This is a genomic window from Corynebacterium sp. 401_CJEI (assembly GCF_001076435.1).
Taxonomy (GTDB): domain Bacteria; phylum Actinomycetota; class Actinomycetes; order Mycobacteriales; family Mycobacteriaceae; genus Corynebacterium; species Corynebacterium jeikeium_D.
The window spans coordinates 34,368-57,995 of record NZ_JVIP01000039.1 but is presented as its reverse complement, the minus strand read 5'-3'; the positions used below and the strand labels follow the sequence as shown (position 1 = coordinate 57,995).

Annotated in this window: 18 protein-coding genes and 1 tRNA gene; 10 read left to right on the top strand and 9 right to left on the bottom strand. The window is 59.6% G+C overall.

Translation table 11 applies throughout. The annotated features are described in order from the left end of the window. Positions 1 to 9 precede the first annotated feature (9 nt). From ADM64_RS08615 to ADM64_RS08595, 5 genes are all read right to left on the bottom strand, one after another. A complete protein-coding gene (locus ADM64_RS08615; RefSeq protein WP_049193893.1) occupies positions 10 to 3,408 on the bottom strand; it encodes an arabinosyltransferase domain-containing protein in 3,399 nt (1,132 codons plus the stop codon). 118 nt (positions 3,409 to 3,526) lie between these two features. Further along, positions 3,527 to 5,548: a galactan 5-O-arabinofuranosyltransferase gene (locus tag ADM64_RS08610; RefSeq protein ID WP_049193892.1), complete on the bottom strand. Its 2,022-nt coding sequence runs from the start codon at positions 5,546 to 5,548 to the stop codon at positions 3,527 to 3,529. Positions 5,549 to 5,658: 110 nt separating this feature from the next. Next, positions 5,659 to 6,420, bottom strand: coding sequence for a decaprenylphospho-beta-D-erythro-pentofuranosid-2-ulose 2-reductase (locus tag ADM64_RS08605; RefSeq protein ID WP_049189783.1), 762 nt, complete (start codon positions 6,418 to 6,420; stop codon positions 5,659 to 5,661). A 25-nt stretch (positions 6,421 to 6,445) separates the two neighbouring features. Then, entirely contained in the window at positions 6,446 to 7,915 is a 1,470-nt protein-coding gene (locus ADM64_RS08600) for an FAD-binding oxidoreductase (RefSeq protein ID WP_049193891.1), read from the bottom strand. A gap of 113 nt (positions 7,916 to 8,028) precedes the next feature. After that, the gene (locus tag ADM64_RS08595) at positions 8,029 to 8,256 is read right to left on the bottom strand and encodes a hypothetical protein (protein ID WP_005510976.1); all 228 of its coding nucleotides are present in this window, start codon (positions 8,254 to 8,256) and stop codon (positions 8,029 to 8,031) included. Positions 8,257 to 8,275: 19 nt separating this feature from the next. Between ADM64_RS08595 and ADM64_RS08590 the strand changes: the two genes are divergently transcribed. The 6 genes from ADM64_RS08590 (at position 8,276) to ADM64_RS08565 (ending at position 14,988) form a co-directional block, all read left to right on the top strand. Continuing rightward, a complete protein-coding gene (locus tag ADM64_RS08590) occupies positions 8,276 to 8,929 on the top strand; it encodes a hypothetical protein (RefSeq protein ID WP_049193890.1) in 654 nt (217 codons plus the stop codon). 51 nt (positions 8,930 to 8,980) lie between these two features. Further along, positions 8,981 to 9,964, top strand: coding sequence for a hypothetical protein (locus ADM64_RS08585; protein ID WP_049193889.1), 984 nt, complete (start codon positions 8,981 to 8,983; stop codon positions 9,962 to 9,964). A 77-nt stretch (positions 9,965 to 10,041) separates the two neighbouring features. Further along, positions 10,042 to 10,575, top strand: coding sequence for a GtrA family protein (locus tag ADM64_RS08580; RefSeq protein ID WP_053093006.1), 534 nt, complete (start codon positions 10,042 to 10,044; stop codon positions 10,573 to 10,575). Positions 10,576 to 10,593: 18 nt separating this feature from the next. Continuing rightward, entirely contained in the window at positions 10,594 to 12,516 is a 1,923-nt protein-coding gene (locus ADM64_RS08575; protein ID WP_016421829.1) for a glycosyltransferase, read from the top strand. A 10-nt stretch (positions 12,517 to 12,526) separates the two neighbouring features. Further along, positions 12,527 to 13,702 (top strand): hypothetical protein, encoded by a 1,176-nt coding sequence (locus tag ADM64_RS08570; protein ID WP_049193886.1) that lies wholly within the window; start codon positions 12,527 to 12,529, stop codon positions 13,700 to 13,702. Positions 13,703 to 13,857: 155 nt separating this feature from the next. Beyond that, positions 13,858 to 14,988: a hypothetical protein gene (locus ADM64_RS08565; protein ID WP_049193885.1), complete on the top strand. Its 1,131-nt coding sequence runs from the start codon at positions 13,858 to 13,860 to the stop codon at positions 14,986 to 14,988. 363 nt (positions 14,989 to 15,351) lie between these two features. On the opposite strand, the gene ADM64_RS08560 is transcribed toward ADM64_RS08565, so the two are convergent. The 3 genes from ADM64_RS08560 to ADM64_RS08550 form a co-directional block, all read right to left on the bottom strand. Then, a complete protein-coding gene (locus ADM64_RS08560; protein WP_049193884.1) occupies positions 15,352 to 16,458 on the bottom strand; it encodes a glycosyltransferase in 1,107 nt (368 codons plus the stop codon). A gap of 166 nt (positions 16,459 to 16,624) precedes the next feature. Continuing rightward, positions 16,625 to 17,407: an ABC transporter ATP-binding protein gene (locus tag ADM64_RS08555; protein ID WP_005510871.1), complete on the bottom strand. Its 783-nt coding sequence runs from the start codon at positions 17,405 to 17,407 to the stop codon at positions 16,625 to 16,627. A gap of 46 nt (positions 17,408 to 17,453) precedes the next feature. Then, entirely contained in the window at positions 17,454 to 18,422 is a 969-nt protein-coding gene (locus tag ADM64_RS08550; RefSeq protein ID WP_080985633.1) for an ABC transporter permease, read from the bottom strand. Positions 18,423 to 18,893: 471 nt separating this feature from the next. On the opposite strand from ADM64_RS08550, the gene ADM64_RS08545 reads away from it, so the two are divergent. Continuing rightward, the gene (locus ADM64_RS08545; RefSeq protein ID WP_049193883.1) at positions 18,894 to 20,162 is read left to right on the top strand and encodes an aminotransferase class V-fold PLP-dependent enzyme; all 1,269 of its coding nucleotides are present in this window, start codon (positions 18,894 to 18,896) and stop codon (positions 20,160 to 20,162) included. A gap of 16 nt (positions 20,163 to 20,178) precedes the next feature. Here ADM64_RS08545 and ADM64_RS08540 read toward each other — a convergent pair whose 3' ends face one another. After that, positions 20,179 to 21,147: an NAD(P)H-quinone oxidoreductase gene (locus ADM64_RS08540; protein ID WP_049193880.1), complete on the bottom strand. Its 969-nt coding sequence runs from the start codon at positions 21,145 to 21,147 to the stop codon at positions 20,179 to 20,181. 197 nt (positions 21,148 to 21,344) lie between these two features. Here ADM64_RS08540 and ADM64_RS08535 point away from each other — a divergent pair. The 3 genes from ADM64_RS08535 to ADM64_RS08525 all read left to right on the top strand — a co-directional run bounded on the left by ADM64_RS08535 (position 21,345) and on the right by ADM64_RS08525 (position 23,527). Continuing rightward, a tRNA-Ser gene (locus ADM64_RS08535) sits at positions 21,345 to 21,429 on the top strand. 539 nt (positions 21,430 to 21,968) lie between these two features. After that, positions 21,969 to 22,736: a DUF11 domain-containing protein gene (locus ADM64_RS08530; RefSeq protein ID WP_049193875.1), complete on the top strand. Its 768-nt coding sequence runs from the start codon at positions 21,969 to 21,971 to the stop codon at positions 22,734 to 22,736. A 62-nt stretch (positions 22,737 to 22,798) separates the two neighbouring features. Then, entirely contained in the window at positions 22,799 to 23,527 is a 729-nt protein-coding gene (locus tag ADM64_RS08525; RefSeq protein WP_049193874.1) for a hypothetical protein, read from the top strand. Positions 23,528 to 23,628 lie beyond the last annotated feature (101 nt).

Sequence of the window (23,628 nt, the reverse complement as noted above, 5' to 3'; positions counted from 1 at the left end):
CTCTTTCGCCTAGGGATCCTTCACAATCATCTTCCCGGGCGAGTATAGACCCGAGCGAGTGATATCTTCATACTCAATTTCGGCGACATCCGGCTTGACCTTGTCCTTATTCGGACGTGGCGAGAGCTTCTCGACGGAACCCCAGTCGCGGCGCCAGTCGTTCTTGAGGTAAGTCGGTACGGACGTAGCCTCATTCACAGCGTCGGAGAATCCGAGCGGACCACCGCCATCGACCGACTGCCAGACATCTGCACCGACGACCTTCAGGCCACGGTCCGGAGTGATGCGGTATTCCGGAAGCTCTGCGACACCTGCGTAGTGGTCGAACGGACGCTGGCACGGGAACTGGAAGGCAACCGGCCAGTCCGGGATAGTCGCAGTTTCCGGCGAAATGACATCAGTCATCGACTGCAGCTCGGCCAGGCGCGGCGGGGTCAGTGCCAGCCACTGATCCTCGGAGACGTCATTGTCCTCCGCGACCAGTCGCACAGCGGTCGCTCCCTCTGGGATCTCCTCGGTCAGGAAGCGCAGGTTACGCCAGGTCGGAGCAGGGCCGATATCAATCGGCTCCGACTCGGAGAGGACCTCGAAGCCATCCTCGTCGCCGCCCTTGCGACCGTACTCTGCCACCAGCTTGCGACCCTGCTGAGCCACACCGTTGATGTCGTGGTGGAAGATACGGCCGGCCGCCGATACGACGAGTAGCGGGTGGTCCTCGTCAATCTCAGGCAGCTGGAACCAGGAAGTTTCCAGGCTTGCAGGACGCTGAATGTCCTCGGAGTAGGAGCCAAGCACCGGCACCTTATCCGGATCCAAGCCAAATGGCAGCTCGACCTGCGAGCCGTTGACACCCTTGTCGGCGCGCTTGCCGCCGTCGGTGCCCGACGCGGAACCGCCCTCAACTGTGGCTTCCGGATCAGTAGATTGATCATCAGTGTCGGCAGTACTTGCCTGGCTCTGGCTGGTGTCCACAGCTTCGGCCTTCATATTAGACGGGACGCCGTTCGGGTCGAAGCCACGGTTCTTGCCGCCACCGCGCAGCGATTCCGCTAGCGGCTTGCCATCGACGGTATTCAGGAAGCCATCGTTCGGATCGGTTTCCATCAGCACATCGCTCGCCATATTACATGTCTGACCAGCCAAGGAGCGGATATTACCAGCGGCGACCGAGTATGCCGGGTACTGCGATACTGCGCCCTTGCCCAGCGAAGCCACCATGAACATCGTCACCAGCAGCGTCGTCACCGCAATCGGGGACGATGCAACTGCATTGATGCGGCGCGCGCGTGCCGACTTTTCCTGCGACTTCGGCTTGGTGCGGAACTCCTGGACGAAGTTCATTACGGCACCAGCCAGCAGCAGTAGCAAGGCCAGAGCCAATACTGCTGAACCCAGCTGGTGACCGCGCAACTGAATGGTCTTGTCGAACCACGGCACACCGTAGGACGACACATACCACCAGCCGTTAATGCCCATCAGTGAGAAAGCGAGGATGAAGGTGATACCACCGGCAAAGAACAGCTGGTTGCGCGGGTTACCTGCTACCCAATGGCTAATGGCCATGGCGGCAAGTGCTGCCAGGGAAGCCGCGATGCCCGCGTATACGCCGAAGTGGTGCGTCCACTTTGTCGGCGTGAAGGTCAGGAAGAACATGGTGCCGATGAACATGAACACCAGGCGTGCCGACGGGCCGGCCAGAGCCCCCGGAACGGTGCGGTGACGAAGCAGCGCGGCAATCGTGATGGTCAAGCACGCCAGTGCAATCAGAACCGGGAAACGACGTGGGAAGGCGCCGTCGACCGACTGCAGCACCAGCCAGTAGTAGCGGACGTACTCGTTGTACCAAGGCTCCGACGGGCCGATGATGCTGCGGACGCGAATGGACTCGCGGACCGTGGCCAAAGTCTGGTCGCCGAAGACACCGACCAAGATGGCGGTGCCCGCAGCCAGGAACGGTGCAATCTGCATCAGTGGGGCCTGCCAACCACCACCGAGAGCCTTATGGCGCTCAACGACAATGCGCACCAGCATCGGGATGCCTGCGAGCAGGGCAGCAACTGCCATTAGGCCCGTTGGGCCCGAGCCCAGTGCCAGCGTGGCGATAACCACTGCGACTGCAGCTGGCAGCAGGCGTCGAGTCAGAATTGCGCGCTCGATGAATACCCAGGTCAGCAGGGATCCCAGCGCAATGACCGGCTCCGGGCGCAGTCCGTTGTTGTACGGCAGCCAGAAGGCCAACAGCACACCAGCAGCAGACCAGTAGGCCACCCGGCGCTGGGCAATCTTGTCGCCGAGGCGCGGGATAACCATTCGGGAAATAATGAACCACACCAGCAGTGCGGACAGCAGCGCCGGTAGTCGCATCCACAGAGATGAGGTGGACACCTTCACCATCAGCGACAGCAGGTCGTAGTAAGGGCTGCCGAACGGTGACTCAGGAGCGCCGAACCAACGGTAGTAGTTCGCCATGTAGCCCGACTCGTCGGAGACGCGCGCCATGGTGAAGATGTAACCGTCATCGGAGGTGTTGCCACCGATGAAGTGCCAAACAACCAAAATCGTGCCGACCAGGATGTCCAGCGGAGTCGGCTTCAACGCACCGCGCTTGAACAGCGGAGTGAAAGGGGAACCGTCGATACGGTCAATGCGAGCCAACGCGACCAGGGAAGCCAGCGTCAGAAGCAGACCCAAGTACATGACGATGTACTTCACCACTGTCGGGTGTGAGGTGTAGCGGGAGTCGATGTTCATGTGGACATCGAGTCCATCGGCTACGGCCTTGGCCGCGTCACCGTCAGCGGGCAGGTCAGTGTAGATACCGGTGACCTGCGGACGGTAATCGCCGTGTGTGGTGGCGGTGAGCTTCTCACCATCTGAGTTCTTGGCGCCGTCGATGTTGACGGTGGTCTCATGCTCGTTTGAGCGGATCTCCAGGATCTTGCCCTTGTTGCTGGCAAGCTCCTTCTTATCCAGGCTCATCACCACGCTGTCGCGCAGAATGACGTCGAGGCCGTCCTTGCCCGAACGCACCATCAGGCCCCGTTTGGTCGGCTTATCCGCGGTCGGGGGGATAGTCGACAACAGGGTTGTCCGCTTGTCGGAGAGTTCATCCGTCAGCGACAGAGGCAGATCGATGCTCAGATCCAACGGTGCCTGCGCCATAAGCGGTGCATCCACTGAGTTCAGTGTGTCGCGCTGAGGCCAAGACACGGAGGACTGAGTATTCACGACCGGGAGGAACGGTGTGATGACAAAGCAAATGAAACCGACGATTCCAGCGATAATCGCTGTCCAACGAGTCAGTGTCGTAGGAGAGGGGCCGTCCATAGGCGGTCTCTCCACGCGGTCGATGGTCACTTCGGGTGAGCCGTCGACACTTTCTTTGATTTCTTTAGTTTCGGCAGTCACAAGGAAAGATACTACGGTAATTGGCGTTTTTCTTTGAGTTTGCAACGCGAAAGTTACATCACAGTTTCCACATTAGTAACAGGAATCACGTTTACAGCAGGGGATAGCCGCCCAATACCTACTTGCGAACCGCCACTACGAACGGGCCGACCTGGTTTAGCTCCCAGTGCTTCTCAAATGCAGAGCGGGCAAAATTCAGGCTCCGGAAGACCACATTCGGATCGTTCGGATAGATATCATCCGCGATGTCCAACGTCAGTGGAGCGGCATCCTCGCCATCAGGTGTCTCAACCTCGCCCCGCAGCACAATGGCATCCGGTCCGCGCCACGGCGTTTCATCCATGGCCTGTACGAGCTCATCGGGATCGCGAATCTCCGACCATTCCTCCAATGCCTGATTACGGCGGTCAAACTCACCCAGAGGGTTAGCGTAGTGGCTGGTCAGTGCCTGGAATCCATACCAGGGATAGAGTGCTTGGAAATTCTTCTCATCCGTCAGCACCACTGTCTGGGCCGGATCGAGCCCGGCCTCCTTCAGCGTTTGGTCCACCGCTGAGTACCACGCCCCGGCATTCGGTGGGAAGCGGTCCGCGCGCTCGCCGTTACCGTCGGTGTCGGTATGCGCCAAGTCGATGGCGCCATGCAACTTATTCGGAATCGACTGCGCGTAGCCAATGCCCGCCAGCAGCAAGACTGCCGCCATTACCGCGGAAACGCGCTTGGCAATGTGAGCTGGTGCCGCCTGCGGCCAATACTTCTCGATGCCGTTGAGACGGGCGTCGGCAAGCGCGACCACACCAGCCGCAATCAACATGAACGTAATCGGTGCGGTGAGGCGGAACCCCAGCAGCGTGCGTCCGAGCAGCGTCGCCACCATCGAGGCAACTACCCAGCCATAGAGCACCAGCGTGCCCAGGCCGAGCGCGCGGGCATCCGGCTCCGTGGCGCTGACCAGCATGCGCACGACGCCGATGAAACACAGCACACCGATTACGCTGGCGGCGAGCATCGGCAAAGGCAGCTGCGCGCCCTCCGGGGGCAGGTAGTGCGTCGCTGTCGCGCCCGAGCGCGGTGCCCCCGTCGCAACCGCCAGCATGTACGGACCCCACACCGTCGCCGCAATCAGCATCGACCCCACGCCCATAATGATCAGGCGCACTACGGGCATCCAAGAGCTTGACGACGTCCACGCGACCACGGCCAACACGACCACAATAAGCGCGCCTACGGCAGTGTAAAGAGTGTAGAAAGTCGCAGAAATACCCAGGAAGACGAGCACGCCAAACATGGCGGACCAGGCGCCGGTGAGACCGCGCCAGGCCATCACGGTCATCGCCGGAAGACCCATAGCAACGACTGCGGCGTAGGGCTCATCGGCGACAGTCGCCAGGGCGACCGCCGTGGTTGTCAGCGCAATGCCAGTGGCCACGGGCAGGGAGCCACTCAGGCGTTGCCACACCGGGACCAAAACACAGCCAGCAGCGGCGAGAGTAATCAACGCCCAGGGCTGGAAGACCTCCCAGCCGGCAATGCCAAGAATATTGGCCAGGCGTCCGCCCAGGAAGAACCAACCAGCTGGGTAGAAAGACGGGATGTCGATGTACGACATGTCGTGCAGGCCAGGCTCCGAGGCCATCCTGGTGAGGTATTCAGTGCGGAACTCCTGGTCGACAGACAGACCGTCTAACCACAGCCTGGTCGAGCCCATCAGTAGGCCGACGGCAGAGACCACCAAGATGGCCGGTGACATGTAAGCCATCAGATACGTCAACCACGTTAGCCACCGGGGGCGATTATCTTTGCCCTTGGTGGCGAAGAAAAACAGCAGGACGGTGGTGAGCGTCAGCGTGATGACAATCAGCGCTGTTGCGACCGCCCTGGTCAGCTGCGAGCCACCAAAGGCCGGCAGCGACAGGCGGTGGAACACAAACCAGGACGCTAGAGCGATAACCGAACCGCCCACAAGCGCTGCGAACAGGTAGGTCAGAGCAGCCTTGAGGGAGAGCTGGTCATCGTTGAAGATTTCGTAGCGATCTTCGTCAACCAGCTCACTGTAAGATCGTGCGCCCGTTGTGTTGGCGCTAGTGTTGTCGGCACCCGTGGTGTCAGCGCTCGAGGTTTCGGCCTGCTTGTCTACCATGCCCTCAAGTTTTGCACAGGAAGCGGACTCCGACGAACGGCGGAGCTAAAGGTGGGTACGTCAGCCCGTCAAGCCCCGCTGAGTTCTATCGAGTCCTTCGAAACCCGCTCTTAAATCGGCAGCTTCTTGAAGATCGGGCGCGGAATGTGCTTCAGCACCATCATCACCAGCTGGAATGCCGGCGGAGCCCAGACCAGGGTCTTACCGGCCTCGACGGACTTCACCGCGAGCTTGGCGACATCTTCCTTATTCACGGTTAGCGGAGCCTCGTCCACGTCAGCGGACATACGGGTACGGACCTGACCAGGGCGGATAACCAGGGTCTTGACGCCGTACTCCTCCAGGGCCTCGCCCAGGTTCAGGTAGAAACCATCCAGGCCGGCCTTGGTGGAACCGTAGACAAAGTTGGAGCGGCGCACGCGTTCACCAGCGACGGAGGACATGGCAATGAACTGGCCATGACCCTGCGCCTTGAACTTCTGACCAACCAGAACACCCATCGACATCGCGCCGGTGTAGTTGATGTTCGCAGCCAGGACGGCCTTGCGCTGGTTCTGCCATAGCTCCTCGGCGTCGCCAAGCATGCCGAACGCGACGATGCAGATGTCCACGTCGCCGTCGGCAAATGCCTTATCGACGACCTCCGGGTGGGAGTCGAAGTCCGTTGCGTCGAAGTCGAGGGTGACCACCTCGGAAGCGCCGGCGGCCTTCATCTTTTCAGCGGAGGCCTCGCGCAGCGGATCGTTCGGCAGGGAAGCCAGGATGACCTTGGCCGGGCCCTTCTTCAGGAACTCGGCGGTAATGGCCAGACCGATTTCACTAGTGCCGCCGAGCAGCAGGATGGACTGGGCAGCGCCTACAGCATTAATCATTGGGGCTTAAATCCTCTCGGTTCTTTTAGTGCAGTTCCAGTCGACGCGACATGTCAGAGGCGAAGACACCGTGCGGATCAATCTCATTGCGGGTGTCCAGCCAGCTCTGCATCTCGGGGTACATCTGGTGGAAGTTAGCGGCGGAAGTGCGCGACTCCTTGGCCAGATAGAGGCGGCCGCCGAACTCCATGACGCGCTTATCCAGATCATCGAGGAAGGCGCCGAGACCCGGTTTGATCGGGAAGTCCACGCAGACGTTCCAACCCGGCATCGGGTAGGACAGCGGGGCCTTGTTGCCGGGGCCAAAGAGCTTGAACACGTTGAGCGCGGAGTAGTGGCCGGAGCGCTGCATGTCCCGGATGATGTCCTTGAAAGGCTCGACGGCGTCGGTCGGCACCACGAACTGGTACTGCAGGAAGCCGTTGGAGCCGTAACCACGGTTCCACTCGCCGATGAGGTCCAGCGGCTGGTAGAACTGCGTGAGGTTTTTGACCTGGTTACGCGCCGGGGCTCCCATGAAGTAGTAGGCCTCACCGATAGCCATGAGGGAAAGCTTGTTCATGGTGAAGTTCGGGAAGATATCCGGAACCGTCATCAGCTGCGGAGCGTTGAACTTCAACGGATCCTTGGCCAGCTTCGGGGCGAATTCCTCCAGCTGCGCCAAGGTTGCGAGCGAACCGCGGGAAATAGTGGAGCGGCCCAGCTTTGGCTCCGGGGAGATGACGTCGAACCACGCGGAGGAATACGTGTAGTTGTGCTCCGAGCCATCGGAGTGGAATGCCACGGTCTCGTCGAGGTTATTCGTGCGGTCCGTATCGGCGATGAAGTAGGCCGTCTCGGTCTTGGTCATCTTGATCCGAGCGCGGACAATAATGCCGGTCAGGCCCATGCCGCCGACGGTTGCCCAGAACAGTTTGCCGTCCGGGTCGTCTGCAGAGCCCTCCGGCTCAAGGTGCAGGATACGGCCGTCAGCGACCAGCAGCTCCATCGACAGCACGTGGTTGCCGAAGGAACCTGCGGAGTGGTGGTTCTTACCGTGAATATCCGGACCAATGGCACCACCGATAGTGACCTGGCGAGTTCCCGGCAGCACCGGCACCCACAGGCCGTAGGGCAGTGCGGCCTTCATCAGCTGGTCCAGCGTGACACCGCCGTCGACATCAACAATCGCCGACTCCTGGTCAATGGAGTGGATCTTGTTGAGCTTCTGCATGTCGATGACCAGACCGCCCGAGTTCTGGGCGGGGTCGCCGTAAGAGCGGCCCATACCGCGGGCAATTACACCGCGGCGCAGGTGGGCAGGCTTGTCGGAGTTCTGGTCTGCGACAGCCTTGACGGCGTTAACGATTTCATCCAAGTCCGGCGTCGACAGCACCTGGGACTTAGCGGGGGCGGTACGACCCCAACCGGTCAGGGTCCTGGCTTCTGTGTGTACGGCTCCGTAGGCACCGTTCGAAGCATCGGTGCTGGACTTGCCGTTAGTGTTAGTGGACATCAAGGCTAGGCTACCCCTTTGCACCGGCTCCGTCGCCCGTGACGCTCCGAGGTGTTGGTCACGCTTGAGGTCGCGCACGGGCCGTCGGAAAGCAAGCGAAATATACGGAGAGACTATAGATCCATAATTTTTCGGATCTCTTCCGGCAGCATTTCCTGCGAGGTGATCTGCGGGCCGTCGTACGCCTCGAGTGCGCGGTAGACCTGTGCGCGTTCCTTGCTGTCGAGGATGGGCAGTTCCTCGGCGAACAGCATGACCATCTGGTTCGACAGCGGGGTGTTGGTGTACTCGGCGGCCATGTTGATGGTTTCACGCGGCTTCTTCTTGAAAAAGTCGAACATGCGATAAAGGCTACCCCGCGTGGGATCCGTCACTCGCGATACCATCAACCTCATGACTTCCACGCCTGCTGCTACTCCGCAGACCCTTGCCGTATGTAGTTCCACATCGCCCGTTGTCATTTGGCATGTGGAGCTCTCGCCGTCCTTTGCAGGCGAGAGGTTGTCGGGTGCATGGCTGGTGGATCCGCTTGACGACGGAGCCCTGGAGACCGCCACCAATCTGCTCACCGGTTGCTTTGTTGCGTCTGTGACCGCGGGCGATGGTGACGGTGACGCTGCGGCAGAGAGTGCAGAGAGCGCTGAGGGGGCGGACCTGCTATCGCATGCGATTGAACAGGCAGGGGCCACGGTGGTGGACCTGCCGGCATCGGTGGCTGGCATTCGTGACCACATCGGACAGCTGCGCGCCGCCGCGAAGGAAGAGAAGGCCAAGCCCGGCAAGGGAAATCTGACGGAGCCGCGGTTCCCCAAGGTCAACGACGTAGAGGTGATTGATTTTCCGCATGTAGGCGAAGAAGTCGCAGGGCCGGTGCTGGGGCTTGCCCGCGGGGTAGAAGAGCTGGTGGCGCAGTGGACCGCGGTGGAGTCGCAGCGCCTGCGTCGCAAGTACTTGGTAGAGCCGTGGGGTGCGGAGCCGCGCCAGATTCCGCTGGTAAAAACGCGCGCATTGTAGCGAGTTTTTGCCATCCAGGCCACATTGTTTTTCCTGCGTACGCTGTGAGGTATGGCAGCACAGACCGATAACGTAGTCGCCTTCCCAGGCGTTCGCGTGGCCACGGAACCGGCCACGCTCATTATCGGTGCCTCTTTAGAGGAAGAACCGTGCAGTGCCCACCGCGTCTTCGGGGTCAATGACCAGATGGATCTGCGAAGCCTGTCCCGCGTGTTAGCGGTCATCTTTGGGTGGGGCGAGGAAAGCGTGCCGACGAAGTTCCATTTGCCCGGCTCTGCGGTGGAGTCTGCGGCGCAGCTGGTGACTGGCGGCAGACCCGCAGCGGTCGGAGTCGTCGATGTTCCCCTGTCCACCACAGTTGCCGAGGTGCTGCAAAGTCCCGGCGATACCCTTATCTGGCAGTGGGGCTTGTGGGAACATACCTTGCAGGTCAGAGAAGCTTTTGCCCGCGATGAGGCCACCCCGGATGCCCTGTGTATCGGTGGCTCGGGCTCTATCCGCGCACTGGGAGATGTGGACGCGGAGGAGCCGGTAGATATTGCCGCAATCAATAGGGAATTGACCGGACGGGACTCTATTCAAAATACGTTGGCCACCGCTCGTGCTGATGTGGTGGACATCATCGAGCGGTCGGGGGTGTTTGAATTCGTGCCCCTGTTACAGGCTCTGGACCTGCAGAGGTCGGAATCAACCGCGCTGGAATTGACCGGGGAGGCGGGGGAGAGCGTCGTTAAGCGATTGCGCGCATTGCCTATAGAGGACGCCGAGAAAGACCCGGCCGGGCACGATGCGGCGTTGGTGGAGCTGCTGTGTTTGGCGGCGCTGACCTCGGATGAGCTACGGCATGATGTGGCGGCGCATGTCATGGAGCGCCTCGGCTGGGAGAGCGACGAGGGCATCCCGCTATCCGGCGAGGACGTGGAGGAATTGGCAGCGGCTAGCTGGGCGGAGATGAGCGCGCTGGGGCTAGCTGGGGAGGATACGCTCTCGCCGGTGGAGCGGCTGGATCTACTGCGTGAGGCGCTGCGACGTTAGATTTTTCTCCTCTTTATTGCCTGTTTATGTTCGCGCTGGCTGTTTGTTAGCTGGCCGGTGGCCTAGAATTCCTAGGCGTGTCAGCGAATGAAACAGCAAATGAAAACCCGAACCGCGACAACGGCAAGCTCGGAAACGGCTCCCACGAAAACGGATTTGTCGTAGAGGACTCGGCCGCAGTGCCAATGGCGACGGAGACCAAGGACGAGCACGGACTGAAAGTGCAGATGATGCGCTTTATCATCTCCGGCGTCATCGCGGCGGTGGTGGACTTCGGCCTGACGTTCATCATGCTCAACGCCTTCGGGGCGACCAACTTCTGGGGTAAGACGGTCGGCTGGGTTTTCGGCACGATTACGGCGTACATCATTAACAGCCGCTGGACCTTCAAGTCGAAGTCCTCGGCGAAGAAGGTGCTGGCAGTTGCGGTGCTGTACTTGATTACTTACGCCACACAGGTCGGCATCTTTAATGTGTTGCAGCCCTGGCTTGTCGAGGCCTGGGATTGGAACGCGCAGTGGGCACAGTTCGGCGCATTCGTCGTCGCACAGGGCGTTGCGACGGTAATTAACTTCATCATTCAGCGTGTATTCATCTTCCGTGTGAAATAGCGCGATACGCTGGGGGACGTGACTTCGACTGCTTCTAATAAGGAATCCACTCAGCTGACCGCCGAAACCGATGTTGACATGCTGACTATTCAGCGCGTGCTGTTTGCTCCGCCCGCAGACTGGGTGGAGCCGGATTTGTACTACCGAGTCGAAGGCGTTGGCGCCTACGACAGCTCGGTGCAGGCCACCCGTAACTCGATCACGCTCGGTCGCCACACCGTGGTGCGCACTGACACCTACTTCGGTCGCTTCCGAGCTTCTTACTGGCAGCGCTGGACCTCAATTAAGCAGGTCGAAATCCGTGCGCGCGTGGTCGGTTCCGCGCGTGTGCTGGCCTACACCGAAGATATTGGGGGCCACCTCCGCTTGGAGGACTCCTGGGCAGCGGGCGGCTCGGATGCCGACGGCAACTGGACCGGTGAGCACTCGCCGATGTCAGGTTCTGCCAATGAAGAGGTGCGTCTGACCGTCCCGCTGGACCGCTTCGCCGATGGCGGTGCCATTCACCTGCGCTTCGACACCGAGGACGCAGGCGCAAAGATTTCCGATGTCCGCTATGTTGTGCCCAAGTCGGCTATCAAGCGCGATATTCCGACTGACCTGGTCATTTGTTCCTACAACCGACCGGTTGACTGTGCTCGAACCGTCGCCACGCTGGCTGAGGACCTGCCAGCCCTTGAGCGCGTTCGCACCATCCGCGTCGTTGACCAGGGCGAACAGCACCCGGCCGACGAAGCCGACTTCATCCAGGCCAAGGAGATCCTCGGCGAGCGCCTGAACGTTGTCCACCAGCCGAACCTCGGCGGCGCCGGCGGTTTCTCCCGCGGCATGCGCGACGCCACCGCTGCGGGCGACTGCATGGTTCTGCTTACCGACGACGACATCCGCCCCGAGCCCGAAACCACCCTGCGCCTATCCGCCCTGGCCGTATGCGCGGAAAAGCCGATGCTGCTCGGTGCGCAGATGCTCTTCCTGTTCAACCCGACCAGCCTCTTCCGCACCGGCGAGACGTACAACTGGAAGGCGCTGACGGTCGAGGAGAACGACCCCAAGTTCGGTTATGCCGACGTGGACGTGCGCAAGTACCACCAGCTGCGTCGCCTGGGCGTTGACTACAACGCCTGGTGGACCTGCCTGGTGCCGTCCGAGGTCATTAAGAAGATTGGTCTGGCGCTGCCGCTGTTCTTCCAGTACGACGACATCGACTACGGTTTCCGCGCCGCCAAGGCCGGTTACCCGACTGACACCATTCCGGGCGCAGCCGTCTGGCACGCCGATTTCTACTGGAAGGACATCGAAAACGCCGCCCAGTACTTCGGCCTGCGCAACTCCCTCATCGCCGCCACCATGCACGGCGATGTCACCGCAAAGGACATGGTCAACGTCGCTTCACGACGAATCCTCTCGAACCTAGTCTCTATGCGCTACGGTCTGGCCTGGACGCAGATGGAAGCTGTTCGTGACCTGCTGCGTGGACCGGAGGTGCTGAAGAACGCATCGCAGGGCGACTTCGCTCGCATTTCCGCTGGTCGAAAGAACTTCCCGGAGACCGAGCTGCTGCCGATGCACGAGATGCCGGGTGGTCTGACCCCAGTTCGCCCGCCGTCACACGAGATCTCCAGCGAAAATAAGACGATGGCAAAGCGTTTGGCTTATACGCAGATGGGTAAGAAGCGCCCGGGACCGGTGGCTGTGGCCTTCGAGGACTCCTTCTGGTGGCACATTTCCACCTTCGACGATGTCTGGGTTACCGATGCTTCCCAGAATGGAGTGCGTCACCTGGTCCGCGACCTGGATAAGGAAAAGTCCATGCGCGCCGAGACCATCAGCCTCATGCGCGAACTGTCCTCCAAGTGGGACGACCTTGCAAAGCAGTGGCGGGCCGCCGTGCCATCTTTGACCAGCGAAGACAACTGGGAAAAGTTCTTCCAGGGCGAGTAGTTCTTCAATCATGACCACGCACACACCCACGCCTTCGACTAGCTCAGGTGACAAAACCCGCAAACAGCTCATCACCATCTTGGTGCTGCTGGTGTTGATTATCCTTGCGATGGTCGTGTTCCTAATAACCAAGATTTCCGGGGATCGAGGTGGCGATTCGGCGGCTGCCGAGGGCAGTGCGTCGTCGTCAAGCGAAAATGGCGATGCGAAGGTGCAGGCGCAGGCGGAGAAGGCCGTCGTTGTGTACAAGCAGGTGCTGGCGAACCCGGCGCCACTGCAGACTTTTGTCGGAGAAGTTAGCCCCGGTCGGGCGATGAAATATGCGCTCGTGCATCTTGATGATGGGTGCGTGCCCGAGCTGGTGCTCAACTATGGCACAAGTGCGATGAGCGCCGAAATTGATGCGATTGGTGTCTACGGCGTTGACGAGAATGGCCAGGAAATTCAGTTTCAGAATTCCTATCATGACGGCGCGGCTTCTGCGGGCGGTGTACGTCGCGCTCTTCAGCGAGCAACTGGGCAGCCGGGTATGTTCTCGTTTTCTGCAGAGAGAGGCGGACGTAATCAGGAAGATTTGCTGGTGACGCGCCAGGGCAATGAGCTGGTGGAAACGCCTGCGAATCCGGGTGCCGGGGAGTTCGAGCAGTTTAACTGGATTCCGGCTGACAACCTGGATGTCGTCGAGGCCATTGCTGCTGGTAATGACTGCGCGCCGGGCTCGGACTCGGGCTCGAATGGTGCTGGCGCTGATGGTGGTAACGGTGGCAACGGTGGCAACGGTGGCCCGAATCCGACGGCGGGGCGGTCGGCTTCGGGGTCGGGGTCTGGTTCGGGTTCTAGTTCTTCGTCAAGCACGTCTGGAACCAATTCGATTACGGGAACCGTGAAGGTTTTCCAGACCAAGGCAGATGTTCTAGCCTATGAGCAGCGCCAGGATCCTAACCCCGGTTCACCGGACAGGGGACCTTACGCAATCTTGATTCTGGACCAGCCGACCGAAGTTACTGCACAGCTGTCGGGGCAAAACGGACCGGAGACGCGCACGATTGAACAGGCGATCGTCAATCCGGCACTGCACAGAGATGGCGAGCGCGCCACTATTACCTTTTCGGATGATGAATACTATTGGCCCTCTGATCCCGGAGTTCCTTTTGGTATCCGTCTCGAGGATGCACCAAGAGGTTAACGTTTGACAGTTATCCACAGCCGCCAAATTGTCCACAGAAACGGGCAATTCGGCGGCTTTTCTGCTGCCAATTTCCGCGGGGTCGACCATAACTAAAGGCACTAATTCCAATGCGTGAATTCCTGTAGCCCACCTCGGGGAGCGTGCCTAAACCAATGCCTAACTGGACTTACGATTCCGATGGCCTCATCCACGCGGCTTCGCAGAAACAAATCAAGCATCCTTGTGAATATGTCAGTGCCAAGTCAGAGCTGGATAATCTGCACGGGCACGTCGGAAGCGCAAATATTCGAGATGGATCCCTGCTCAGACTGGCGTACGGCACCTACATCGAGTGCTCTCGCTGGAATGCGCTGTCAGCATTCGAACGTTTTCAACTACAGATAAAGGCACTGGTCAAGCCAGGTTCCGGGACAATCATTACGGGCGAAGCAGCCGCTGCGTTGCATGGCATCCCGTTGCTTGTTCGAAATGCCACAATCGCGCTTGCCAATTCCGGCCTGCGCCGACCTGGCGGCGGATTGCGCCATGTCAGTGGCAGAATCCTCGAACAAGACATCGTTCGCATTGGTGGGCGCTGCGTTACAGATGTGCCGAAAACCGTCATCGATATCTGCCGCACCGCCGAGTCCGAAAACGGGCCAATCATCGTTGACACCGCACTGCGACAGTGGTGTGACCTCGAAGAACTGCACACCGTCCTCACAAATTACCCACGTTCGCCGGGGACCCGTCGCGCCCGCGAGCTACTTCGAACTGCCAGCGAACACAGCGAAACCATCGGTGAGTCGATCACAAAGAAATGCATAATCGACTCAGGAATTGCCACGCTTTACGACGAAAAATGCGTGCTCATGCAGCAAGTCGAGTTCTATGACAGTGAAGGATTCATTGGGCGCGTCGATTTTTATGTGCCTCATCTGAATTTGATCATTGAGTTCGATGGGCTGACTAAGTATTCCGGTGGCGGGGTAGCAGCCACGGAAACTGTACTTCTGAAAGAGCAAGCTCGCGAGAAGCGTCTGAGGAACCTCCACTTAGATGTACTCCGCTTCCAATGGGCGCAGGTCATTAATGGGGACTGCGTGGAGGTCTTGCGACAGTTTGCTATTCGGCAGAGGCAGCGCATTCAGGCAGGTGGGTTGGTATTTTCGTCCGAAGTTGGGCGTTTTCGTCAAGCCACTGTCCCGTATAAAGATCGGCAGCTCCGTGATTCCAGAATCCAGGAGCGTAAGCAGCGTTTGCAGCTTCTGGAAAATGCACCGGCCTCGCGCGACTCAGGCTAAGTTCAGCTGCTGACCTATTGCAATTGTGCTCACCGGACTTGGAACGATTTCGAGCGGACTGGCTCGGATTTCCAGCGACTTATGGCCAACTTTCCGCCACTTGTCGATGACTTTTCAGGACTTATGGCCACGCTGTTGGCCTGGCCCGCGCACTTATCGTAGGACTATTCACTTATGCGCAGGCTGTAGCGCATCGATGAGTGAATACCTCATCGATATGTCAGTGGAGGAGAAGGGAACCAGGGGTTAGGTAACACTTTTGCGCACTGAGCACTCGAAATGCGGACTACACGACCCGGGCGAGATCAAATATGCAGGCCAGCGCCACAGCCTCAGCCCCACCAGCCGCAACGCCAGCCCGAACTACTTCGACTTTGGATCGAAGCGCTCGAAGTTCTCCGCGCGCCCCTGCTTCAGTAGCTTGAACCAGCGGTAGAAGCCGCGGACATCGCGGCGCTGGACCAGGAAGAACCAGCCGAAGCGCAGGAACTCCTGCGGCATGAGCTTGCGCATGCCAGGCTGGCTCATCAGGTAGCCACGGTTGCGGTAGGTGAAGTAGCGCTTGAAGTCATTGGTCGGGTACTGCGTGTGCATTTTGCCGCCGAGAATGGGCACAAATTCACCCGAACCGGAGGGGTGCAGGTAGGCCGTCGTCAAGCATGTGCCGAACCGGAGGCCGGAGCGGACCAGGCGGCGGTGGAATTCGACCTCGTCGCCGCGGATGAATAGGCGGTAGTCGGGAACGCCGAGCTGTTCCAGCGAGCGGGCGCTAAACAGTGCGCCGTTAAACAGGGATGCGATGCCGGGCAGGAGGTCGTGGTTGCCGTCGATGGTTTCGAGGTCGCTAGGCAGTTCGAGTCCGGTCGCAGCCTTCTGATCTGCGAAATTGGTGAACCATCTCCGCCCCTCAGAGTCGTTCACTGCCGGGAGTTTGGGGTTGATTCCGCTTTCGAAAAGCTCCTCGCGATGACGACGCCACACCAGCCCGCGGCGCAGGGGGAATGCCAGCTTGTTCGGAGCCTTAATATCGCAGACCACCGGCGAGACAGCGTCGAGCTGGTGGCGTCGCGCGCAGCTGTGCAGCGCCTTCAGCACGTAGGAGTCCTCCGGGCGCCCGTCGTCATCGGCGCACCAAATCCACTCCGCGCCGAGCGACAGCGCAGTCAGCATGCCCAGTGCGAAACCACCAGCGCCGCCCAGGTTCGTCTTGGAACCGACGTAGTGAATCTCCGGCGCCGATCCGCTTTCCGACGACTGCTGCGCCGCCACCTGCTCGGCGAGTTCCTTGACCTTCGGGTCGTTGCCGTTGTCGACGATGATGAGCCACTTCGGCATGTGGGTCTGGCTGGCAACGATGGGAAGCGATTGGCGCAGGTCCTCGATGCGGTTGTGAGTCACCACGATTGCGGCCGTTGCTGCCTCATCGTGATTTGGGTGGTCAGCCGAGTTTTCGCTCACTTCGTTCTCCATCGGGGACGTACCGTTTATTACTGTTTTTATTGCTGTCTATCTTGCCATGTTGCTCCGGGTGAGCAATTCCAAGCATCCGTGCCGCCCGCCAGCCGCCGGCCGGCTGCCCGCGAGCCGCTCGCTCGGCCACGATGGGGGAACCGCGCCCGGACTCCCGGCGAAGCTGCTACCGTCGCTGCGCGAGCACGCGGCGCACCTGGTCGGCGGCCTCTTTACCTTCGTAGGCTTCGACCACTTCGTCGACAAGCCCTGCCTGTCGAACCGTACCGTGATCAATCCACAGTGCCGTGTCACACAGCTGCGCCAGGAATTCATTCGAGTGCGACGCAAACACCAGCAGACCGGAGCGGTCGACCAATTCGGTCAACTTCGTCCGGGCCTTCGCCATGAATGCGGCGTCGACGGCTCCGATGCCTTCGTCGAGAAGCAGGATCTCCGGCTCAATGGACGTGACCACACCGAGCGCCAAACGCACGCGCATACCGGTGGAGTAAGTGCGCAATGGCATGTGCAGGTAATCGCCGAGTTCGGTGAATTCTGCGATTTCGTCGAGCTTGGATTTCATCTGCTTGCGCGTCTGCCCCAGGAACAGGCCACGGATGATGATGTTTTCCAGGCCGGAGATCTCCGGGTCCATGCCGACACCGAGGTCGAACACCGGCGCCACACGCCCGCGCACATCGGCGGCACCGCGCGTGGGCTCATAGATTCCCGACAGTAGTCGCAGCAGCGTGGACTTACCCGCTCCGTTGTGGCCTACCAAGCCGACGCGGTCGCCCTCGCGCAGATGGATGTTGATGTCCTTCAGCGCCTCAATGACCACGACATTGGAGTCATTGCGGCCAATCGCACCACCCGCGGCGCCGAGGAACGCCTTCTTCATCGACCGCGATTTGGCGTCGAAAATGGGGAAGTCAACGCACGCGTTGTAAGTATCAATGCTGACCATGCTTATCCCTTGCTAGTTCTATTCGCTTTACGACGGCCTTTGCGGCCTAAACCCAGTAGCTCACGCGGGAGCGCCACAGGCGCATGGCCCCGAGTGCCAGCAACAGGCCAACTGCGGTGCAGGCGAGGACGATCCACCAGTGGTAGGTATCCACCGGCTGGCCGGTCAGTGGGGCGCGGATGATTTCCAGGTAGTGGAACAGGGGATTGATCTCTGCGATGCGTGCGCGTTCGGCGACGGCACCGCCCTGTTCCTCCAGTGTCTTGGTGGTCCACACAATCGGAGTCATGTAAAACACCAGCTGAATTAGGGAATCCAGCAGTGGTGCCACGTCGCGGTAGCGCGTAGCGATGATGCCGAAGAACATCGTCACCCACACACCGTTGACCACCAGCAGCGCCATCGCGGGGATGACCAGGAAGAAGTTCCAGCCCAAATCCGGACGGAAGACCAGCACGAGAATCAGCCAAATCACCATGTTGTGGGCCAGGAAAAGCAACTGACGCCACACCAGCCTGTAGACGTGAACACTCAGCGCACTGGGCAACTGTTTGATGAGGCCTTCGTTTTCAATGAAGACGGTTGCGCCCTCGCGCACGCAGCCGGAGATGAAGCCCCAGATAATCAGACCAACGGTCACGTGCGGCAGGAAGAATGCCAGGTCCTGCTGGAACAGCAGCGAGTACAGCAGGCCGAGAGCCAGGGCCATCGCGCCGGTGGCAATGGTGATCCACAGCGGGCCAAGCGTGGAGCGACGGTACCGCTGCTTGATGTCCTGCCAGCCCAGTTGCAGCCACAGTTCGCGCTGGCCAAAGCCGGTAGCCAGATCCCGCCAGGCAGCGCCCATGGTACGGGAACGCGACTTGAAAGCCGGTGCCTCACCCGTTGCGTCAACCATTCGCGCAATGTCGCGACGGAGAGTTTCCTCCGTGCGGATAGCGGAGCCATTGCGCACAGTATTGGCCGACTGGTCGGCTGCAGCTGCGGATTGGCGATCATTTTCTGCGTTAGTCACGTCTCCAAAATACTAGCTAGGGCGGTTTAGATTGAATACCGACGGCACTGGGCGAGCCATTATTCCATGTCGTGACAGCGAACAACGGTCGCGTGGGACGGTCGTCATTGGTGGTGACGTGGTGCTTCTGAGGCTGTTTCCACGGTTGGTTATGTGACTGGTTATGTGACCCTGGAAAACTTACATACAATCGCCGCTGTAACTGCTTTATGGCATGCAGCTGGTGCATATGGTTCACGCATCGGGAGTGCTTGCGCATGGATACAGGCAGGAAAAGTTCGGCCAATTTTAAGCAACTGCTAAAAAGGGATAAAGATTATCCTATATGGGGTTGCTTCGATAGAATTGGCTCCAACTAAGATGTGCAAGCGATACACGGTTCGGGGCATGGATGCTCGATTCGTGGGTGATTGCACAGTTAACTCTGAAATAGATATCGCAGCTTGAATTCGAAACCGGGAAAGGGTTTTCATGGCCTTCGATGTGCCGACAACCAGGGGTGCTTACTCGTCGCTTTCCGACGGGTGGACATACCTCAATGCGGGTCAACGCACCCAGGTACCCGAGCGTGTCCAGGCTGCGATGATTTCTGCATTTCGCAATGCGCAGAAGTCCCTTCCTGGTGAGACTGGGGCGGGGGCTCATGGCCAGTCGCGCAGCTCGGGCGTTCCCGCTGCAGCGGAACTAACCGCCAGTGCGCGCCGGGCTTTTGCCGATCTCACTGGTGGCCCGGTCGCCGGCGTGGTGTTGGGATCTTCGCGTGAGGTGCTCATGGAGCAGTTCACGTCCGCAATGAGTCGACGCTTGACGCTCGGCTCTAACCTGGTGATTTCTCGCATTGGTTCGCAGGTCGTACACGCACCACTACGCCGAGCAGCCAATCTCTACGGAGCTCAAGTCCGCATTGCTGAGGCTGACTTGTCCTCGGGTACGTTGCCGTCCTGGCAGTTCGACGAGCTCGTAGACGAGCACACTCGCCTCGTTGTCGTCCCGGCCGCGGATCCGTTCATTGGCACCATTGCCCCGGTAGCTGACATTTCTCGGCGGGTGCATGAGTACTCCAACGCCTGGGTTTTGGTTGATGCCTCGGATATTGTCGCCTACCGCGATGTGTCGATGAGCAAGCTGGGCGCCGACATCATGCTGGTTGATGCCTCCGTGCTGGGCGGGCCTGAGGTCGCAGCATTGGTGTTCAAGGATCCCGAGATGTTCGAGCGCATGACGTCGTTAAGCTATGTGCCGAATGTGCGCGGCGTCGAGCGGATCGAGGTTTCCCCGGTGTCGCCGGCATTGCTCGGCGGAGTGTCGGAATCGGTGCTGCACCTGGCATCGCTGGATAGCACGGCGAGGGGGTCGCGTAGGCACCGCATTGAAACGGCGATGCCGCAGGTTTCTCGCTACTTGACGACGTTGTCGGAACGCCTAATTGCGGCGTTGATGACCCTGCCGCGGGTGTACATCATCGGCATGGATACCGAAGATGATTCTTTCGCGAGTGTGTCGCGGGCACAGCACATTCCGCGCGTTAGCTTCCTCGTCGATGGGGTGTCGGCGAAGGTGGTCGTGGATAGGTTGCTGGATAATGGCCTCGTGACCAGCATTGTTGATGCATACGAATCGCCACTGCTGGAGGCCATGGGCATCGATGAGGCTGGAGGCGCCGTGGGAGTTGGCCTCCAGCCGTTCAATACGCCGCACGACATTGACCAGCTCGTGCGCGCAGTTGCCTCGCTCGGTTAACTAGGTAGTCAGCTAACTAGACGGTCAGCACAATCTTGCCGCTGACCGCGCCGCTGTCGAGCAGTTCGTGGGCCTTGGCTGCGTCGCGCATATCCATGACCTCATGAATTTGAGGGGTGACGGTGCCGTCGGCAAGCATTGGCCAGATGGTGTCCTCTGTGGCGTTGACGATGCGAGCCTTGTCAGCGAGATCGCGGTAGCGCAGGCCGGTGGCGGTGATGGAGCCGCGCTTGCTCAGCAGGCGGCCGATGTTGAGCTCGCCCTTAACGCCTCCCTGCATGCCGATGATGACCAGGTGGCCGTCCTTCGCCAGGGCCTTGACGTTTCGGTCGAGGTACTTTGCGCCCATGATGTCCAGAATGACTTTGGCGCCACCCTCAGCTGCAACGATCTCCTCGAAGTCCTCTTCCTTGTAATTGATGAGGATGTCGGCGCCGAGCTCCTTGCACTTAGCCAGCTTCTCCGCCGAACCGGCGGTGACTGCGACGCGAGCACCGAGCCGCTTGGCCATCTGAATAGCGAAAGTGCCGATGCCACCCGCGCCACCGTGGACCAGCAGTAGGTCGCCTTCCTTGAGGCCGGCAATCATCACGACATTCGAGAACACCGTGCAGGCAACCTCGACGATGGATGCTGCCTCGGTGAAGGAGTAGCCATGTGGCAGGGGGAGAATCTGGCCGGCCGGGACTGCGACCTTTTCGGCGTAAGCGCCACCGGAGAGAAGGCAGCAGACCTCGTCGCCGACTTTCCAGCCCTGGGAGTCCCCCTTGACCTCTTCAATGACACCCGCGCACTCCAGGCCGAGGGTGTCGGTCACGCCCTTCGGCGGCGGGTAGTGTCCAGCGGCCTGCAGTAGGTCAGCGCGGTTTACGCCAGCGGCCTTGACCTTGACCAGCACCTGCCCATCCTCGAGAGTCGGTTCCGGAGCATCGGCCCATTCCAGGGCGCGGGGGTTGGAAAGATCAGTCTGAATGATTGCCTTCATAGTCTTCAAAGGTAATGCAAAAACTGGTTATGCACGCGGTATTTCAACCTCTTTTGCAATTAGCAAAAATAGTTATGTCTGTAGAGGTGGATGCTTGGGGTGTGGTTTCCGATGAAGGGCTTGCGAAAGGTGCTGGCAAGGGGTGTTATGAGGGCGTTTGCTGCCTTACGGCGGTATGCGGTTATGATGTTGGCGTTGGAAGTATGGCAGAGCGGCCGAATGCACTGGTCTTGAAAACCAGCGAGGGTCACACCTCCGGGGGTTCAAATCCCTCTACTTCCGCAGATGAAACCCTCGGTAGATTTTCTACCGGGGGTTTCTTCATTTCTCTTAAAAGTTGGCGTATGTGCTGAGGTCAGCGACGGATAGTCGGACCTTTTGGAGGCTTTCGTGGTTAACCCCGTTATGGGGTGGTCGGACGGGCATGTAATTGGGCTCTTTGGATACCCCTGAACAGCGTTACAGGGGGCGGGCTGGGGTGTTTTGTCGCGGGATGGAAAATGGGGGCAATTTTGGCAGCGGTGGGGAACAGCCATTTCAGGGCAGTGCGTATTTCTATAGTTAAAAGTATTCCAGCCGGCCCAAACCTGTAACGCACGTGCGGACATGTGACTGGTGTGACTGATGTGGCGACATAGTTTTCGATTTTTAGGTTGATGTTCGAAAAATGGCTACTTGTTGCCGCCGTCGATAGGTGTCGTATTAACTATCGCCAAGTGAATCGCACGCCGATGCATCACGCGTGCATTCCTGCTGGAGAACCGCCATGTTGGCCTACTCCGACCACAAGTCTTCGCATCGTTAAAAGGAGCCCGTGACAGATGGCAACTCGCACCGTACGTAACCGCAGCATTGCTCGCATTGCTGCACTCTCTCTAGCCGCAGGTATGACCTTTGCGGGATTCGGTAATACTGCACATGCTCAGGACCTGCTGAGCGTTGATTCCATCACTCAGACTGTCACCGACGCCATTGGTGAAGTCACCGGTACTGGTTCCTCCAGCGCGACGCATAGCTGGAAGAACTCCAATGTGACGCGATCCGTTGAGGTCAATGGTGTCGCGGGTGCCGTCGTCAAGCCTGGCGATGTCGTGACCTTTACTCTGACCTACACGGACAACAATCCGAAACTGTTTAAGTCCTACATTCAGCGCATGACCGATGTCATTCCGAACGGCCTGCAGTACGTGGCCAACTCGGCGACGTACAAGGTCGGTGACGATGAGTGGGCAAACCAGAACGAGTCAGACAAGTGGCTGGAAATCGTTAACAACGGTGCGGTGGAGTTTGCAGCCGACAGAATCACACAGGCATGGGGTTCCCCGACCACGTCGACTGTGAGTTTCAAGTGGAAGTACCGCGTCACGGACGCAATTGCCGACGGTGCGTTGAATACGGGAACCGAAATCCACTTCAACCCAGGCGACAAGGTGGAGAAGCTGCATGACATGGGGCCGAAGCTCACTGTGAAGCGGGAGGCGCCGGCTCCGGGTATTCCGGGTGTTCCGGGTGGCTCGCTGGGCTCCCCGAGCCTGCAGTCGCCGGGCTTCCAGTCCCCGGGGCTGCCGTCGCCGGGCATTAACCGCTAAGTAGTTTCCATCTGCGCACTTTCATCTCGATAGTTCTCAGGTCTCACAGAAAGCTTCTCAACATGTACAACGCACACGCCCAGACCACTAAGGCCTCTCGTCCGCGACGTCGCTCCCGTACCGCCATTGCCGCAGTTACCCTCGCAGCTGGCTTGACCTTCGGTTTCGGCGCTCCTGCCATGGCGCAGTCCCCGGGTCTGCCCTCGCCGAGTCTGAACTCGCCAGGACTTAATTCGCCTGGTCTGACCCTGCCGGGCTCGAGCGCCCCGAAGGTGAAGCTCGGCACTGTCGGTGGCCCGATTTGGTCTGCTGATGTTTACTCGCAGATTATCCGCGGTAAGGAGGTCCGACCGGGTGACGAGGTCACCATCCGTATTGAGGTCGTCGGCGTCAATGGCGAAGGCAAACTGCGGGGAATCGGCCACAACATCCCGGCTGACTTTGAGCTCGTTCGTGTGACTCGCCAGTCGCAGGACAATATCCTCGGTGGCGGTATTTACACGCTGAAGGAGGGGGGGTACGTCAACATCGAGCGCAACGGTAATCGTCAGGTGCGCCTGTCTTGGACGGAGGGCGGCTTCCTCGGTGTCTTCAAGGACAACCCGACTGTCAGCAGTTCGAAGTCTGTCTCCGTTGACTTCACGTACAGGGCTCCAGGCTATGAAGGTGAGTTCGACAACGGCGGCTACGCCAACTTGGGCGCGGCTTTTAACCCGACCGCGAACTGGGTCGTTGGCGGCGAAAAGGTAGTCGTGAACAAGAATGCGAAGCCGTCGTGGTGGCCGTTCTAACGACTGTTCGAGGTCGCGATTAGCGGCAGTTCTCTCTGAGGGATGAGTAAAAACTTCCCCAGATAGAGAGCGAATTACAGAACGTAAACCCCCGGTCGCAT

What these genes read in the sequence shown, in the direction of transcription:
- ADM64_RS08545 (WP_049193883.1), top strand. Translation starts at nt 18,894, where the DNA reads ATGGCCTTCGATGTGCCGACAACCAGGGGTGCTTACTCGTCGCTTTCC.
- ADM64_RS08585 (WP_049193889.1), top strand. Translation starts at nt 8,981, where the DNA reads ATGGCAGCACAGACCGATAACGTAGTCGCCTTCCCAGGCGTTCGCGTG.
- ADM64_RS08560 (WP_049193884.1), bottom strand. Translation starts at nt 16,458, where the DNA reads ATGGAGAACGAAGTGAGCGAAAACTCGGCTGACCACCCAAATCACGAT.
- ADM64_RS08540 (WP_049193880.1), bottom strand. Translation starts at nt 21,147, where the DNA reads ATGAAGGCAATCATTCAGACTGATCTTTCCAACCCCCGCGCCCTGGAA.
- ADM64_RS08605 (WP_049189783.1), bottom strand. Translation starts at nt 6,420, where the DNA reads ATGATTAATGCTGTAGGCGCTGCCCAGTCCATCCTGCTGCTCGGCGGC.
- ADM64_RS08555 (WP_005510871.1), bottom strand. Translation starts at nt 17,407, where the DNA reads ATGGTCAGCATTGATACTTACAACGCGTGCGTTGACTTCCCCATTTTC.
- ADM64_RS08610 (WP_049193892.1), bottom strand. Translation starts at nt 5,548, where the DNA reads ATGGTAGACAAGCAGGCCGAAACCTCGAGCGCTGACACCACGGGTGCC.
- ADM64_RS08525 (WP_049193874.1), top strand. Translation starts at nt 22,799, where the DNA reads ATGTACAACGCACACGCCCAGACCACTAAGGCCTCTCGTCCGCGACGT.
- ADM64_RS08600 (WP_049193891.1), bottom strand. Translation starts at nt 7,915, where the DNA reads ATGTCCACTAACACTAACGGCAAGTCCAGCACCGATGCTTCGAACGGT.
- ADM64_RS08565 (WP_049193885.1), top strand. Translation starts at nt 13,858, where the DNA reads ATGCCTAACTGGACTTACGATTCCGATGGCCTCATCCACGCGGCTTCG.
- ADM64_RS08530 (WP_049193875.1), top strand. Translation starts at nt 21,969, where the DNA reads ATGGCAACTCGCACCGTACGTAACCGCAGCATTGCTCGCATTGCTGCA.
- ADM64_RS08570 (WP_049193886.1), top strand. Translation starts at nt 12,527, where the DNA reads ATGACCACGCACACACCCACGCCTTCGACTAGCTCAGGTGACAAAACC.
- ADM64_RS08595 (WP_005510976.1), bottom strand. Translation starts at nt 8,256, where the DNA reads ATGTTCGACTTTTTCAAGAAGAAGCCGCGTGAAACCATCAACATGGCC.